The sequence below is a fragment of the Granulicella mallensis genome (genome assembly GCF_014203225.1).
Lineage (GTDB): Bacteria > Acidobacteriota > Terriglobia > Terriglobales > Acidobacteriaceae > Granulicella > Granulicella mallensis_A.
This window is the reverse complement of sequence record NZ_JACHIO010000003.1, coordinates 57,255-72,202: the sequence shown is the minus strand read 5'-3', so window position 1 is coordinate 72,202 and position 14,948 is coordinate 57,255. Positions and strand designations below refer to the sequence as shown.

At 53.1% G+C, this 14,948-nt stretch carries 11 protein-coding genes; all 11 read left to right on the top strand.

The features are described 5' to 3' along the window. Nucleotides 1-263: 263 nt before the first annotated feature. Entirely contained in the window at nt 264-1,211 is a 948-nt protein-coding gene (locus tag HDF15_RS03670; protein WP_184252912.1) for a hypothetical protein, read from the top strand. A gap of 211 nt (nt 1,212-1,422) precedes the next feature. After that, the gene (locus HDF15_RS03665) at nt 1,423-2,400 is read left to right on the top strand and encodes a glycosyltransferase (RefSeq protein ID WP_184252911.1); all 978 of its coding nucleotides are present in this window, start codon (nt 1,423-1,425) and stop codon (nt 2,398-2,400) included. Nucleotides 2,401-2,580: 180 nt separating this feature from the next. Beyond that, the gene (locus HDF15_RS03660) at nt 2,581-3,609 is read left to right on the top strand and encodes a hypothetical protein (protein ID WP_184252910.1); all 1,029 of its coding nucleotides are present in this window, start codon (nt 2,581-2,583) and stop codon (nt 3,607-3,609) included. A 208-nt stretch (nt 3,610-3,817) separates the two neighbouring features. Beyond that, entirely contained in the window at nt 3,818-4,825 is a 1,008-nt protein-coding gene (locus HDF15_RS03655) for a glycosyltransferase family 4 protein (protein ID WP_184252909.1), read from the top strand. A gap of 155 nt (nt 4,826-4,980) precedes the next feature. Further along, on the top strand, nt 4,981-6,141 hold the full coding sequence (locus HDF15_RS03650) for a glycosyltransferase family 4 protein (protein WP_184252908.1): 1,161 nt from the start codon (nt 4,981-4,983) through the stop codon (nt 6,139-6,141). Then, entirely contained in the window at nt 6,141-7,331 is a 1,191-nt protein-coding gene (locus tag HDF15_RS03645; RefSeq protein ID WP_184252907.1) for a glycosyltransferase family 4 protein, read from the top strand. The genes HDF15_RS03650 and HDF15_RS03645 overlap by 1 nt, the downstream gene beginning before the upstream one ends. Continuing rightward, complete coding sequence (locus tag HDF15_RS03640; RefSeq protein ID WP_221314264.1) at nt 7,328-8,479, top strand: glycosyltransferase family 4 protein; 1,152 nt, start codon at nt 7,328-7,330, stop codon at nt 8,477-8,479. Before HDF15_RS03645 ends, HDF15_RS03640 begins: the two co-directional genes overlap by 4 nt. Beyond that, nucleotides 8,476-9,609 carry a glycosyltransferase family 4 protein gene (locus HDF15_RS03635; protein ID WP_184252906.1) on the top strand — a complete coding sequence of 378 codons (1,134 nt, stop codon included), beginning with the start codon at nt 8,476-8,478 and terminating at the stop codon, nt 9,607-9,609. The genes HDF15_RS03640 and HDF15_RS03635 overlap by 4 nt, the downstream gene beginning before the upstream one ends. Nucleotides 9,610-10,364: 755 nt before the next feature. Beyond that, entirely contained in the window at nt 10,365-12,587 is a 2,223-nt protein-coding gene (locus tag HDF15_RS03630; RefSeq protein WP_184252905.1) for a polysaccharide biosynthesis tyrosine autokinase, read from the top strand. Continuing rightward, nucleotides 12,571-13,584 (top strand): polysaccharide biosynthesis/export family protein, encoded by a 1,014-nt coding sequence (locus tag HDF15_RS03625; protein ID WP_014265756.1) that lies wholly within the window; start codon nt 12,571-12,573, stop codon nt 13,582-13,584. The genes HDF15_RS03630 and HDF15_RS03625 overlap by 17 nt, the downstream gene beginning before the upstream one ends. Nucleotides 13,585-13,794: 210 nt before the next feature. Further along, on the top strand, nt 13,795-14,940 hold the full coding sequence (locus HDF15_RS03620; RefSeq protein ID WP_184252904.1) for an acyltransferase: 1,146 nt from the start codon (nt 13,795-13,797) through the stop codon (nt 14,938-14,940). The last annotated feature ends 8 nt before the right edge of the window (nt 14,941-14,948 follow it).

The following is a 14,948-nucleotide window of genomic DNA, read 5'->3' as shown; positions in this document are numbered from 1 at the left end:
TAGAGTTGCTTTTACTACTGAATCCAATCTCGCTACCATGGGACAAGAGCTCAGGAGCAATGCTGTGCTCAGTCTGGGCGGCCAAAGAGGACCTCTGGGCGCATCTTTTTATGACCGTTCCCGTGGCATGAGATTCGTTTGCGGGGTGTGTACCACCTTGTGATCATTTTTGATCCTTGTTCTAGACGACGGAATCTGGGCAACGCTGGCTCGGTATTCTGAACCGTCTTGTCGACCGTTTATTTCGATTTGGGAGCCATCGAATGTCAGCCGCATCCGTATCACCGATCACTGTTTGCACGCTATGGGAGAAGGACCACCATAAAGGGGTTGCTACGCTGGTCAATTCATTGGTCCGCTTCGGTTATCGTGGACGTGTATGGACTGGGTATAAGGGAGATCTGCCCGAGTGGGCCGCTGGCGGCGTTACCCAGGCAGATACCTATACATTTTCCACAGGATCGGGTGTGGAGGTTGTTTTTGTTAAAGTGCCGACCGATCTTCACTTTGCTCAATACAAGCCAACATGGATGCTTCGTGTGCTAGAGGAATTCGAGCCGGATGCGCAGGGCGTGTACTATTTCGATCCGGACATGTTTGTGGTGGGAGCATGGGCGTTCTTTGAACGATGGTTAGCCTTTGGAATTGCCGCCTGTGAGGATGTCGGATACCCTTTCAATCCAAGTCATCCGCTTGCTCTTGGCTGGAGGGCCTACGCGTCAGAGCTTGGCTACACGCACTGGAATGAGATCAACGCTTATTTCAACAGCGGATTGGTTGGCGTATCACGCGAGATGCGGTCTTTTCTTCGGCTTTGGGATGAGGTCATGAATGCCATCCGCCGGGATTTTGGTGCGATTGAAGGGATGAGAACTCCTGCACGTACGGACCTGTTTCATCGTCCCGGTCAAGATGGGTTTACGCTGGCCACCTATCTGACAACGCATCCGGTCTCCTGGGTGGGACCCGATGGCATGGCTTTTGAGCGTGGAGAGTGGCTTACTGTCCATGCTTATCTCAGAAAGCCGTGGCGACGCAGGGTGCTGTTAGATCTCCTCGTTTCAGGTGAAAAGCCGGATCGAGGTGCGCGGTTATATTGGGAACTTGCGGGTGCACCGATTCAAGTGGAATCGGCTGCAAGGATTCGCCGACACCGCTGGCTGGTTCCATTAGCTGCCTTCCTGAGTCGCTTCTATCAGAGACGAGGATGAAGGATGAGCGCCTCTTCGCTGATTTGCTTGCCTTTACACCCCTGAATCGCTTGCTTTTAGGTAGGCCAAAGTAGCTCTATATTTCCCCATATGGTCTCGATTGTTATCGGGCTTATTCGATCTGTACGGTATACTCGGGCTGTTTCCGGAAGAGCTTACACCTTGGTCTTTATGATCGACCTCTGTATTGCTCATAAGCTTCAGAGATGGGATGTTTTTGATGGCGGACAATCAGTTAAACTTGTCGGATAACCTCCTACTCCCACTGATATCTATTTGTATTCCGACTTACCAGCGCCCCGGTTTACTGGCTGAGGCGCTAGAATCCTGTTTTGCTCAAACTTATGCTCAGTTCGAAATTGTTATCGGTGACGATTCTCAAGATGTAGACACCGAGCAATTGATAGCTCGTTATGAGAGTGCACATCCCGGCCGTATCCGCTATGAGCGTCATGTTCCGTCGCTAGGACAGAACCGCAACGTCAACGACCTTTTTGCCCGGGCGCAGGGAAGTCGACTACTCCTCCTGCATGACGATGATCGGCTGCTGCCGAATGCTCTTGCGAATTTGGCGAAGCTTTGGGAAGACCTGCCCACATTGGATGCCGCCTTTGGCAAGCAAATTCTAATCGAACATGATGGGCGCCCCACTGTGGAGGAGCGAACGAAAGCTCTGAATGATGGTTACCATCGTGTTGCTGCAAACGCCGGCAGACAGTCGATTCCGGTTGTTGCAGGCCTGCAGCGTATGTTTCCCAACGACGGTTTTCTCGTTACGACAGAGCTTGCCCGCACGATCGGTTATCGTTCAATGGAAGAGATTGGCCACGCCTGTGACACCGACTTTGGTTTGCGTCTGTGTGCGGCGGCCCGGGATATTTGGTTTCTGGACGAGTTCACCATGCAGTATCGACTCACCGGCGAATCCATCAGTAAATACGCCATCGTTGCGCCCTATACCTACAACATGCTGGCCGCATTGCGCGTGCCTTCTGCAGCTGCGTCGATGCTTGGAGAGGCTAGACGTGAGATTGCACCCAGCGCAGTCTCGGGTTTTACCCAGCTTGGCCAGCCCAAGCGAGCCTGGCAGGTCTTTCAATCCTCTGATTATCCGCTACGCAAACGATTTAGCGCACGAGGTATCTATCATCTCCTACTAATTGCGAAATCGTTCTTCGCAAAGCGTTGAATAGAAATCAGGATTAAAGTAAATGCTCTTTTTGAGTAAATCGAGATGTGTGATGCCTGCGTCCGAGAGTCGCGTTCCATCGATTCGATAGAGCACGACTCATATACAATCACCTCAATGAATCTCATTCAGATTGTTCCCGGGCTTCTTCCGAGAGTTGATGGGATTGGCGATTACGCCATGCAACTCGCAAGACGTCTCCGAGAAAGACACCAGATCACCAGCAGCTTTGTTGTTGCAGATCCAGACTGGCAGGGTGGGGAAGTAGAAGGCTTCTATGCCACTAAGGTGGATGCACGATCCCCTCAGGGCTTTCTGGATGCAGTGCTCCGATGCGAGCAGCATGTCCAGTCCAAATCCGTTCCATTGCTTCTGCATTTCTCACCGTATGGATATCAAAAGCGCGGCTATCCCCTCTGGCTGCAGAGAACACTGGAAGGCTGGCAAGAGCATCGGCCGGAGACGCTGAACATCGTCTTCCACGAGTTGGAGGTGCACAGTTTGCGTCCCTGGAGCAGCGCTTTCTGGGTGTCTCCGCTGCAGCGCAACCTGATCAGCCATATCTCCAGGCTCGGTCGCTTTCAATACACCAATGCTGAATTTTATCGGCATGACTTGGAAAAGTGGGGCTCGGGAAGGGTGTCCTTGATTCCCAATTTCTCGACCATAGGGGAGCCCAGCTCGAATCCTCCCTTTGCAGAGAGGCGCAATGACGTAATCGTCTTTGGACGAGGCGCCCAGCGCAAAGCGAACTATAAGCGTGGCAGCGATGTGCTGGCATCGCTCTGCCGTTTGATTGGCGCTGAAAGGATCATCGATATTGGAGAGCCCATCCCCGGCGATACCACGTCCGATATTGAGGGGTTTCCGATCATTCGCTGTGGCCGTCTCGAAGCAGATGCTGTAAACCAATGGATGGCGAAATCTGTGGCCAGCTTCATCACCTATCCTGTGCCGCTTCTCCCTAAGTCTTCTGTGCATGCCGTTAGCTGTGCTCATGGAACGATTCCATTTGTCTTCGACAACCAGAAGAAGGAGCTTTCATGTCCCGGCCTGGTTTCCGGCGAAGATTACATCGCCCTGAGCCGTGGAGTGGTCAAACCTAATCTGCCGCCCCTGGATCGGCTGTCAGCCACGGTCTACAACAATTACCAAGCCCGCAATTCATGGTCAGCAGCAGAGAGCGTCGCAAAGTATATCTTCGGATAATCTGTAGAGCCGTGCGCCCGCACGCCTTGTGCTGCGGTTTTCGCCGGTACGCTATAATTTTTGAATAAGATCGTGGCAAGGAAGCGAAATCACTCTAATAAGGCATGTTCATGCCGTGGGTGGTGATCCCCGTTTGCTGCATCAACTTGCCCCATCGAAGCTCGCTCATGAGGGTACCCGTTGCTTGATATAGAAAAAGGTAACTGTGATGCGAATCCTTCTTTGCTCTCATTGGTTTTCTCCCAGCTTTGGTGGTGTTGAAACCATTTCCAAGATCCTGGCAGAAGAGTTTACCCGGGCTGGGGCGACGGTAACCGTCGTAACGAACACACCTGGCCCCGAAGAGGGTCTTGTCTACACCGTTGTGCGGCAACCCTCCCATACGAAGCTTCGTGGCCTTGCGCGAGATTCCGATGTCATCCTGCAGAATCTCATCTCCCTTCGTACCCTCATCTCGCTCATCCCGAGCAGGAAGCCGATCGTGGTGACGCATCAGAGCTGGCTCAGGAGAACGGATGGAACGCGAGGCCTTGAGAACTATGCCAAGCTTCTCGCTCTGCGCGCTTGCCACAACGTATCCATCAGCAAGGCTATTGCAAAGTCTTTGCCCGTCGACTCAGTAGTCATCGGAAATCCCTTCGAGGCGAAGGCTTTTGAGGGGCGGCGAGACACCCCGCGCGATAGAGATATCGTGTTCCTTGGCCGACTCGTCTCCGATAAAGGGTGTGATCTTCTCCTTCATGCGCTTGCGGAATTAAAGCCGAAGGGGCTCACTCCATCTTTGACGGTCATTGGGGATGGTCCTGAGATGTCCACTCTGAAAGCACTTACCGTGCAACTTGGTCTTACGGCGCAGGTCGAGTTCCTGGGAGCCGTACAGGAGGGCAGGGGAGAGATTGTCGCGCGGCATCGGATCATGGCTGTACCTTCAGTGTGGGCTGAACCCTTCGGAGTCGTTGCCCTCGAAGGTGTGGCCTCAGGATGTGCTCTCGTCTCCTCTTCGCAAGGGGGGCTTCCAGACGCGGTTGGCCCCTGCGGTCTCTATTTCCCTAACGGAGACGTAAAGGCCCTGGCCTCGGCGCTTGAACAGGTGCTTACGGATCCTGCACTTCGTGCAAGCCTGATCTCCGCAGGTCCTGAGCACTTGGAGAAGTTCCAACCTGCCTTTATCGCTGCGCGCTATCTCGATCTGTTTCGCGGCTTAATGGCTTCCTGATTTTTCTATCCTCAGCTCTTTCGAAAGGAGACGTTTGGGATGCACCTTGCATCAATTATTACTATCCGCCCCTTTTGGTTCGTGTCTGTTCGGAGCTTTCGAATCACATGGTTGAGATCAGAGGCTGGGCTTTGCTTCATCAAAGGATGTAACCGTTGAAACTCCTTGTCATTAGTCACGCTTGTGTGACGCCAGTTAACCAAAGTTTTTTTGTCGATGTAGTCCAGCAAACCGGATGGAATGTCGAACTGGTCATTCCGTCCTCGTGGAATAGCGAATATAAGTCGAACCTGCAGGCCTCGCGGTGGAAGGATTTTCAAGGGCAGATTCACACCATTCCTGTCTGGAAAGCTGGCAACATTCCTCTCCATGTCTACAAGCAGACGATGATTGGTTTGCTACGCAAGGTGCGCCCGGATGTGATTTATGTCCACCACGAACCCTACGGACTCGCGACTGCCCAGATCTACCTGGCTAACAGGTTGGTGGACAATCGTCCTATTGGTTTCTATGGTGCCCAGAATATTCTCAAGCACTATCCCATTCCTTTCCGCTGGCTTGAACATTGGGTGCTGCAAAACTCTGCTTTCTGTTTTCCTGTGACCGAGGGTGCGCTCGAAGTCGTCAAGCAGAAGGGCTACAAGGGAATCGCCGAGGTTTTGCCTCTCGCCCTGGATAAGGGCATCTATCACCCGGAACCGGTTTGGGCCCAGGCCAAGCGTGTTGAGTTGGGTATCGCTGAAGATGAGTTTGTCATCGGCTATCTCGGTCGATTGGTAGAAGAGAAAGGCCTTCAGGCTATGCTGCATGCGGCACAGGTGCTTCAGGGCAGGCGCTGGCGCTGCGTTCTGGTAGGGAGCGGACCGTATGAGCCCGAGCTTAGTGCCACTGTTGCAAAACTCGGAATGACAGACCATGTTTTTTTTGCCGGTTTTGTTCCCCACGAGGAAGCACCTGGGTGGCTTTCGCTCTTCGACGTGCTCGTCCTTGCATCGGAGACTCGCTCGAACTGGAAAGAACAATTTGGCAGGGTCATTCTCGAGGCCAATGCCTGCGAGACCGCGGTGATTGGCACCGAGTCGGGAGAGATTGGCAATGTCCTCCGCGATACAGGGGGAGGCCTTATCGTGCCTGAAGCCAACATCGCGGAGCTCGGCAAGGCTATGCTGGAATTAGCAGAAGACCCCAATCGGACCCGAAAACTTGCCTTGCAGGGGGCCGCTGCCGTGCGTGAAAAGTACGATCAGGGATATCTCGCTTCACGATTTGTAACGACCATTCGGAATGCTTCTAAGCAGGAAGGTTCAAAGCCGTAATGCGCATCGCTCTCGTAACCCACAAGGTGGATTTTCAGGACGGCCAGGGACGCGTGAACTATGAGATCGCTAAGGCGGCACTTGACCGTGGACATAGCGTAACGGTGATCGCGGAGTATTGTTCCTCAGAGATCGCGAACCATCCTCGTGGACGTTTTATCTGCGCGCGTGAGATTCCGATTCCTACGCAACTTCTCCGCAATATCTACTTCGCCGAGAAGAGCGCGCGTTGGCTCCGGCATCATCGCGACGAATTCGATATTATCCAGGCGAACGGTTTCGTCACCTGGGAGCCTGCCGATATCGTAGCCGTGCATTTCGTGCACAGTGCATGGCTCAGGAATCCGTTCTTTCCGTTTCACTGGTCTTCCTTTTCCCCCTATGCCTACTATCAGCGCTTGATCACGATCATCAACGGGCACTATGAGAAGAAGGCGTTCAGGAGCGCAGATAAGCTGATCGCTGTTTCCCGGTTTACGGCTGGAGAAGTCGCCGAGTATGGAATCTCGCAAGAGAAGATCGTTGTCGTCCACAACGGCGTAGATGTAGAAGAGTTTCACCCTGGTTCTGCTGTCAGGTCGGAGTTTGGTCTGTCGGAAGAGATTCCACTTGCGCTTTTCGTTGGAGATATCAAGACGACACGCAAAAATCTTGAGACTGTTCTGAAAGCCATGCAGTCTGTACCCGAGCTTCATCTGGTGGTTGCAGGCAAGGTGGAAGGAAGCCCCTATCCGGCTATTGCAGCAGAGTTGAACGTGAGCGATCGCGTTCACTTTATTGGCAAGACGTCGAAGATTGCCTCGCTGATGCGCTCCGTCGATTTCTTTGTCTTTCCATCGCGCTACGAAGCACATCCTCTGGTATTGCTTGAGGCTTTGGCTTCCGGGCTTCCGGTGGTTGTCTCCGGCAATTTTGGTGCGGCTGACTACATTCACGCGGGAGGCAAAGTATTCGACGATCCCAATGATGCCTCGGCGCTTGCGGCGATCATGGAAGAGCTGGTTCGTTTCCCAGAGAAGCGCAAGAGCATGGGCGCGGCAGCGCGTGAGCAGGCGTTGAATATGCAATGGTCACAGACCGCTGCAGGTTATCTCGATGTCTACGAGGAACTCCTCGAAAAGCGGAGACAAGCGGCTTCTGCCGGGCATCTATCGATGGACGATGCGGCCAATTCTCAGGAGAAGAAATGACCCTAGCCACGATGAGAACGCTGCAGACAGGCGACGATTGGATCGAGGAGAAGGAAGGTGGCCTGGCTCGCTACTATTTCGAACTGCTTCGGCATCTTCCGGCTACCGGTACGACGGCCCATGGGCTTGTCGTCGGCTCCCCTCGGATAGCTGAATCGACTGGCGGTACTGTCGTTGCGTTCGCCCGTCCAGATGCTCCAATACTGGAGCGATTACGGTCTGCTCGAAAGGCGGCACTGGCTCAGATCGACAGAGGTCAAATTGATCTCATCGCTGCACACTTTGCGCTTTACGCCCTTCCCATCGCTGACCGGTTGCGGAAAGTCCCGACCGTAGTGCATTTTCATGGCCCCTGGGCAGGGGAGAGTGGTGCTGAAGGCGCGGCAAAACTGAATGCCCGTTTTAAGCAAGCAGTAGAGAATGTGGTCTATTCCCGGGCAAAACGTTTCATTGTTCTTTCTCGTTCCTTTCAGCAGGAACTGGTTCGGCGATACGGTGTTGCCGAGGAACTCATCCGAGTCGTCCCTGGTGGAATCGATATCGAACGCTTCAATATGACGCTCAGCCGTGCCGAGGCAAGGCAGCGCCTGGGATGGCCGAACGACCGTCCAATTCTTCTCTCCATCCGCCGACAAGTCCGCCGTATGGGGCTTGAAGACCTCATTCATGCGGCGAAACTGCTCGTCCAGCAGCAACCGGATCTCCTCTTGCTGCTGGGTGGCTCTGGTTCTATCTCCGGTGAGCTGAAAAGCCTAATCGCTGAACTTGGCTTGGAAGATAGCGTCCGCCTGCTGGGCCGCATTGACGATGCTGATCTGCCAACGGCCTACCGTGCCGCAGATATGACCATCGTTCCATCGCAGTCGCTCGAAGGCTTCGGTCTGATCACTCTCGAATCGCTTGCTGCAGGCACACCCGTCTATGTCACTCCTGTTGGTGGGTTACCCGAAATCGTCCAGCCCTTCGCTCCTGAATGTGTCTTCAGTGGAACCTCTTCGGTGGAGATCGCAAGCGTCCTCGGGGAGGCGCTTCGAGGGGCCCGGCCGGTCCCGACGGAGGATGCTTGCCGTGCCTACGCTGCCAATGGCTATTCCTGGCCACACATCGCAGAGCGGGTCCGCCATGTGTATGACGAGGCGATGGGATGAAGATTCTTTATGTCGATCAAACTGGCCAGCTCGGAGGAGGAGAGCTAGCGATCCTTCCCTGGCTCCGAGCCCACTCCGAAGGTGCACATGTTGTCCTCTTTGAGGACGGTCCTTTTCGCCCTCTGATAGAGGAGTGCGGCATTCCTGTTGACGTGTTTGCTTTAGATACGCTTAAAGGGGTGCGGCGAGAGTCGGGGGTGAAGTCCATTCTTTCGGCTCTGCCGGCATTTGCCTCTCTCCGCAGACGGCTTGCGAGGTTAGCTGCGGGCTTCGATCTTCTATACGCCAATTCGCAGAAGGCCTTTCTGCTCGCGGCTCTCTCTAAACGTCGCGGACAACCTCTCATCTGGCATCTGCGCGACATCCTTACCGCCGAACATTTCAGCCCGATTCTTCGAAAGCTTGCGATTTTTGCCGGCAATCGGTATGCCTCGGTTATCATTGCCAACTCCCATGCGACGGCAGAATCCTTCGTGGCGGCTGGAGGCCATCGTCACAAAGTAAGAGTCGTACATGACGGAATCGATCCTCGGCCGTTCGATAGCATTACCCCTGAGGCAATCGCAGCGCTTCGGAGGGAGATCGGCTCGGAGTCCAGCCCCATGATCGGGATCTTTGGACGTCTCTCTCCATGGAAAGGGCAGCACATCCTTCTGGAAGCTATCAGTGCCATTCCGGGAGCGCATGCCGTTCTAATCGGAGACGCTCTCTTTGGTGAAAGCGCCTATGCGGAAGGTCTGAAGCTTAGGGCAAATCAGCCGGATATTGCAGGCAGAGTTCACTTCCTCGGTTTTCGAAGAGACATCCCCGCGCTGATGCAGGCCATGGATATCATCGTCCACGCTTCCACATCTCCCGAGCCATTCGGATTGGTGATTGTGGAGGGAATGCTCGCCCGAAAGCCTGTTATCGCAACCCGCGCAGGCGGAGCCATCGAAATTATCCAAGAGGAAGAAAGCGGAATGCTTGTCACCCCCGGTTCGATCTCCGAGCTGTATACAGCAATCGAAAGGCTCCTGTCCGATCCCGCCGCGACAGAACGGCTCTCTCGGGACGGACGCCGCAGGGCAGAGATGTTCTCACTTGATGCCTTGTTTCAAGGCATCTCGACCGTAATCGGTGAGCTTTAAATCACGTGATTTTATCCTGCACTGATCCGGCCCATGCAGGTCAGAATGGAGGGTCAAGATTTAAGAGAGGGCGCGCCAACGAAGTGCGATATTTAGGCATCAGAATGTGAAGATGCTTTGCCAAACTTCACAGCCTACTACCAGCCATACGTCTGATGTCAAACCCATGAATAAGAGGGATCCTGCATGAAGAGGTGTGCTGTCCCCTCTGTACGTTCACAGTCAACGACTTGGCTCTCCCAAAATGGTACAATCCTCTAAGATCAAAGAGTTTGTGCACGTGGCGTTGGCAGCCTATCTACTTCTTTATAGTGTGTGATCTCAGACCAAATGCCTGTGAGTGACCCCTGCCTCTTGAAGACTGCTATAGACAATTGCCAGATGCACCCTTCCCATCGGGGACACTGTCCTGCATGGCATGGAGCAATGTCTCCATGGTTGGATCGTCAAACCTGTATGCGTACGAGGCTGTGTGGGCAGGGACTCCTTGGTGGCTTATTAGGCAGAGTTGTATCGAGTCGGTTTAAATCCAGGATTGCATCCGAGAATACCGCAATGCTGCTTCTACAGGAAAACGCAGGGGCGTACACTAGCGTTTTCACAAGAAGCGAATGGTGTTCGTCCCGTAAACATTGGGGAAAAGATAGAGGAGCACGTCTCCATCGAGACAGTCGTCCCAAACCGCTTGATGGCTTTTCTCGTGTTGAAGTTGAGTTAAAAAACAATAACTGGCAAAAGGGAACGGAGATCGGCAGATGAGGGTTCAAACAACGCAGCCGGACACAGAGGGGAAGCTCGATCAGCGTTCCCTCGCGGAGGCGGATTCAGCTTCAGCCTTGTCTCTCGGCGACATCGCCCAAATGCTTGGCAGGCATAAATGGTTCATTCTTGTCTGCATCGTGATCGGCACGGTTGTTGCAGTCGTGTACGTTAAATCCGTAACTCCGATTTATGAGGCTACGGCCAGCATCCGAATCGATCCAGGCCGTATTGGCTCGCTCGGTCTTGCCGATTTAACGGGTACTCAGGCGGACTCCGCGGAGATGATTGCCACGGAGATGGCCATCATCAAGAGCGATGCTGTTGCCATTGACACCATGCACTCTCTTTCGGAGGAGGAGTTCCGGCAGTACGCCGGCCCCAACGCAAAGCAATTAGCGATTCCTATTGGAGCGACCTCTCTCTCGCCGGCGCAAGAAGAGATGCTCAGTCATTTCAAATCGCAGATCAATGTGCTTCAGGTGCCGAGCACGCAATTGGTAACAATCTCATTCCGTAACCCGAATCCGCAGGTAGCAGCACTCCTCGCTAACCGCTTGATTGAGGCCTATCTCCGTCAGACCTTCGATAGTCGTTATGGTTCGGTCACTCAGGTCACGAAGTGGCTGTCCAGCGAGATGGATTCTCTCCGTGAACGCGCTTCCGAAGCGCAGAAGAAGTTAGCTGACTTCCAGGAAAAGAACAACATTCTCATGCTGGGTGGGGGCAGTTCCGGATCCAGCAAGGATGGCGGGGGAGAATCACCAACGCCCTCTGCCTCTACGGTGACCGATCGTCTCAGCCAGTTGAATAATCGCTTGACCGTGGCTCAGGGGGATCGGATCGTCAAAGAAGCGCAGATGCGCGCCGCTGAGAACGGAAATACGGCAGTCCTGGCAGCCATGTTCCCAAGTTCCAATTTGACAGCACTACAAGCGCAGCAGGGAACTTTATACGGTCAATATGTACAACTTTCGACTAAGTTCGGGCAAAACTATCCGCCGCTTGCTGAAGTCAAAACCCAGATGCAAAAAACTGATGCAGAGCTCGAGCGCCAGAGTTCCATCGTGAAGAATCGCTTGAAGCAGGAGTACGACACTGCTGTTGCGATTCAGAACTCACTGCAGCAGCAATACGATGAACAGACCGATAAGGCCTACGCCCTCAATCGGAAAGCGGCAGAATTCGCAGTGTTATACGCGGAGGGAAGCTCCAGCAGGGAGCTCTACAATACGTTGCAATACAAGCTTCAGCAGGCGGGAGTCGATGCTGGATTGCAAAGCGTCAACACCATGCGCGTAGATACAGCCCGGGCCCCATTGATTCCTGTCGAACCCAAGAAATTGGTCATTCTGAGTTTCGGTTTGGTTCTGGGACTTTTTGCCGGGGTAGGTTCAGCCTTCCTTAGGGAAGCCTTATCGGACAAGCTGCAGAGCGTGGATCAGATCGAGCGTGCCTTGGGGTATCAACTGCTTGCAATTATTCCTCATATCTCGGTAGCACAAAAGACAGACGACAAAGGCGCTGCCCCTGCTTTCGATGCGTCTCAGATGTTGGTGGCTTATAACAGCCCGTTGTCCGTAAATGCAGAAGCTTTTCGTAACCTGCGTAATGCGCTTCTGTTGTCTTCGATTGATAGGCCAGCGAAGATGTTGTTAGTTAGCAGCACCATCCCGGGAGAAGGTAAAAGCTCCACAACGGCCAATTATGGGGTAGTACTGGCGCAGAAAGGTGCTCGAGTTTTGCTGGTAGACGCTGATCTTCGGCGCCCAGCCCTACACAGTAAATTTGGTGTCGAGAACAAGCGCGGTCTCAGTAATCTGATTCTTGGAGATAATACTGCCGAGCCCTTCACCAATCCTCTTCCGGACCTTGATAATCTCTTTCTGTTGACTGCCGGAAAGAAGGTTGCCCTTCCTTCGGAAGCTCTCGGCTCTAATAAGTTCTACTCGCTCCTGCAACAATGGGAGCAGGAATTTGATTACATCATCGTCGACTCAGCTCCTTTGCTGATTGTGAGCGATAGCTTGCCCCTTGCAAGCTGGGCGGATGCACTCATTCTTGTTACCCGCTATAACATGACACCGCTTGGTGCACTCAAGCGCATTCGCGATGTTCTGCGACACACAAACGCCCAGGTGGCGGGCGTGGTTATCAACGACATGGCTGTCACTCAAACGGGCTATTACGGAGGCTACGGTAGTGGATATTACAACTGAGCTGATAGAAACCTGCGGTCAATCAAAAAATGATTGGCTCCGGACGGCGGGCATCCCAACGTTGTTGCTTTGCCTTGGGTTGCTTCTGATCGGCCCAGGCGTACAGTCAAGCCACGCGCAATCGGCCACTCCGGATAGACTCGCCCCCTATGGCCCGAATGTAACGGAGACTGGCCAGCTTGTCCTGGGTGCAGGCGACGTTGTCGATGTGACGGTGTTCAATACTATAGAGCTATCGGGGAGGCTTCGTGTCGATCAGGAGGGCAGGGTGGACTTGCCCGTCGGAGGCCAATTAGAGGTTGCTGGCCTCAACTCTAATCAGGCGGCGCGTGCCATTGAAAAGCGTCTCCGTGACGGGCAGATCATGCTTGATCCTCATGTAACCGTTCAGATCTTTCAATTTGCAACGCAGGGCATCACTCTGATGGGAGAAGTCCGTGCTCCCGGCACTTATCCGCTCTTTGGGCCTCATACGCTCTACGAAGCACTATCTTTCGCGGGGGGACCTACCCAGAATGAGGGTTCGACGATTACGATTACTCACCATAGCGATCCAACTCATCCGCTTGTGATACAGGTTAGGTCAACCAATTATTCTGCAGTTCAGAATTCCACTCCGGTCTTTCCAGGAGATACTATCGTCGTAGCTCAGGCGGATTTTGTTTATGTCATTGGTGACGTGAATGCGCCTGGGGCGTATTCTATTCCGCTGGGCCGCGACTTAAGTCTGCTTAATATCCTGGCGCTGTGTCGTGGATGGACGGTCACAGCCTCGGCTTCCAAAGCCACAATCATCCGTAAGACGGCAACTGGAACGGAAACGATCCCTGTCGACTTTAACCAGGTAGTAAAAAATGCCGCCCCCAATCTGGTACTACAGGCCTCAGATGTTCTGGTTATGCCACATAGCGGTTTCAAGCGGTTCCTCCAGTATGCTCTTCCTTCAGCTACCGCAAGTGCGCTCAGTGCTGGTGTGGATGTAGCAGTTATAAAATAATTGCAGCTCCAGTCATTTGGAGGGAGCGCAGTCTTGCAAATGTGACGCATTTCCGTGTGTGCGATACGTTTGCAGAACCTGCTCCTGTGGCTTTGGTACTCTCGCCAACTAATGGGACAGACTTATCGAGTTAGCCAGCAAGACCCGGCTTCTCTCAATCGACGGCATGCCTGCTTGTAGCAAAGGTCAGCATGGCGCAAGAGAGGTGAAATGCAAGTTTCTCAGCTTGATCAGCAAGAATCATCCCGGAGTAAATTCAAGGGGGAATCAAGCCGTCACTACCCGGCGCTGGATGGTTTGCGTGGAATCGCGATACTGGCTGTGTTTTGCTACCACTTCGGAGGTGGTAGCAAGAGTTCAAATTGGCTGATTCAAATCTGGTCTGGCATCGCGGATACGGGGTGGATGGGGGTTGATCTCTTTTTCGTGCTTTCCGGGTTTCTTATTACAGGAATCCTTTACGATACCGCACATAAGCCTAATCGGGTCAAAAACTTCTATGCACGACGTTCGCTAAGAATCTTTCCTCTATATTACGGTGTTCTGCTGCTATTTCTGCTTTTAACACCCGTTCTCCAGCTTCACTGGAAACCTGGGCATCTTCTCTACTTTTTTTATCTTTCCAATATGATGCCCCTCTTTACCCCGGGACTTGCCTCTCCGGGGCCAAAGATGATGGTCGGACATTTTTGGACGCTGGCAGTGGAAGAGCAGTTTTATTTGGTTTGGCCATTTATCGTCTGGCATGTCCGAGACCGAAGGAGGCTGTTGCAAGTCTCGGTAGCAATCATGCTGGCCGCTCTTATACTGCGCATCATTCTTGTCTATCGTGGAGTCACTTTTTTTCACATCTTCCCTCTATTGCCTACGCGGATTGACACGCTGGTCTGCGGAGGAATCGCTGCACTATTGGTTAGAGGGCCGTTGCCGGAACGCATCCCAGTCAAGAGAGTATTTGTCGTCTCAAGCTTAACCACCCTCATTGTGCTTATAAGTATGAGATTCACTACGCACGGAAACCAGGTTCTTGCGACCTTCGGCTATACCGTTGTGGCGGTCTGTTTCGCGTGCTTAGTATTTTTTGCACAACAGGGAAGAGGCTGGATCGCTCGGATTGGCCGCCTTAGATTTCTTCGCTTCTTCGGGCGCTACAGCTATGGGCTTTATATATACCACGGTCTTTTGTTTGTCTTCCTCGTTCAGGCGGTACATCCGATCCAGCGGCTTGTACACTCAGATCTTTTAGGTGGAGCTATTGTGGTTATCTCCTCATTAGCTATAACTTTAGGGGCTGCAATATTGAGCTATCATTATTTCGAAGCCCCCATCCTGAATCTCAAAAAGCGATTCTCCTGATATTGAGG

Excerpts from the sequence above, each read along its gene's own strand:
- HDF15_RS03670 (WP_184252912.1), top strand. The coding sequence starts at position 264 with ATGTCAGCCGCATCCGTATCACCGATCACTGTTTGCACGCTATGGGAG.
- HDF15_RS03665 (WP_184252911.1), top strand. The coding sequence starts at position 1,423 with ATGTTTTTGATGGCGGACAATCAGTTAAACTTGTCGGATAACCTCCTA.
- HDF15_RS03660 (WP_184252910.1), top strand. The coding sequence starts at position 2,581 with ATGCAACTCGCAAGACGTCTCCGAGAAAGACACCAGATCACCAGCAGC.
- HDF15_RS03655 (WP_184252909.1), top strand. The coding sequence starts at position 3,818 with ATGCGAATCCTTCTTTGCTCTCATTGGTTTTCTCCCAGCTTTGGTGGT.
- HDF15_RS03645 (WP_184252907.1), top strand. The coding sequence starts at position 6,141 with ATGCGCATCGCTCTCGTAACCCACAAGGTGGATTTTCAGGACGGCCAG.
- HDF15_RS03640 (WP_221314264.1), top strand. The coding sequence starts at position 7,328 with ATGACCCTAGCCACGATGAGAACGCTGCAGACAGGCGACGATTGGATC.
- HDF15_RS03635 (WP_184252906.1), top strand. The coding sequence starts at position 8,476 with ATGAAGATTCTTTATGTCGATCAAACTGGCCAGCTCGGAGGAGGAGAG.
- HDF15_RS03630 (WP_184252905.1), top strand. The coding sequence starts at position 10,365 with ATGAGGGTTCAAACAACGCAGCCGGACACAGAGGGGAAGCTCGATCAG.
- HDF15_RS03620 (WP_184252904.1), top strand. The coding sequence starts at position 13,795 with ATGCAAGTTTCTCAGCTTGATCAGCAAGAATCATCCCGGAGTAAATTC.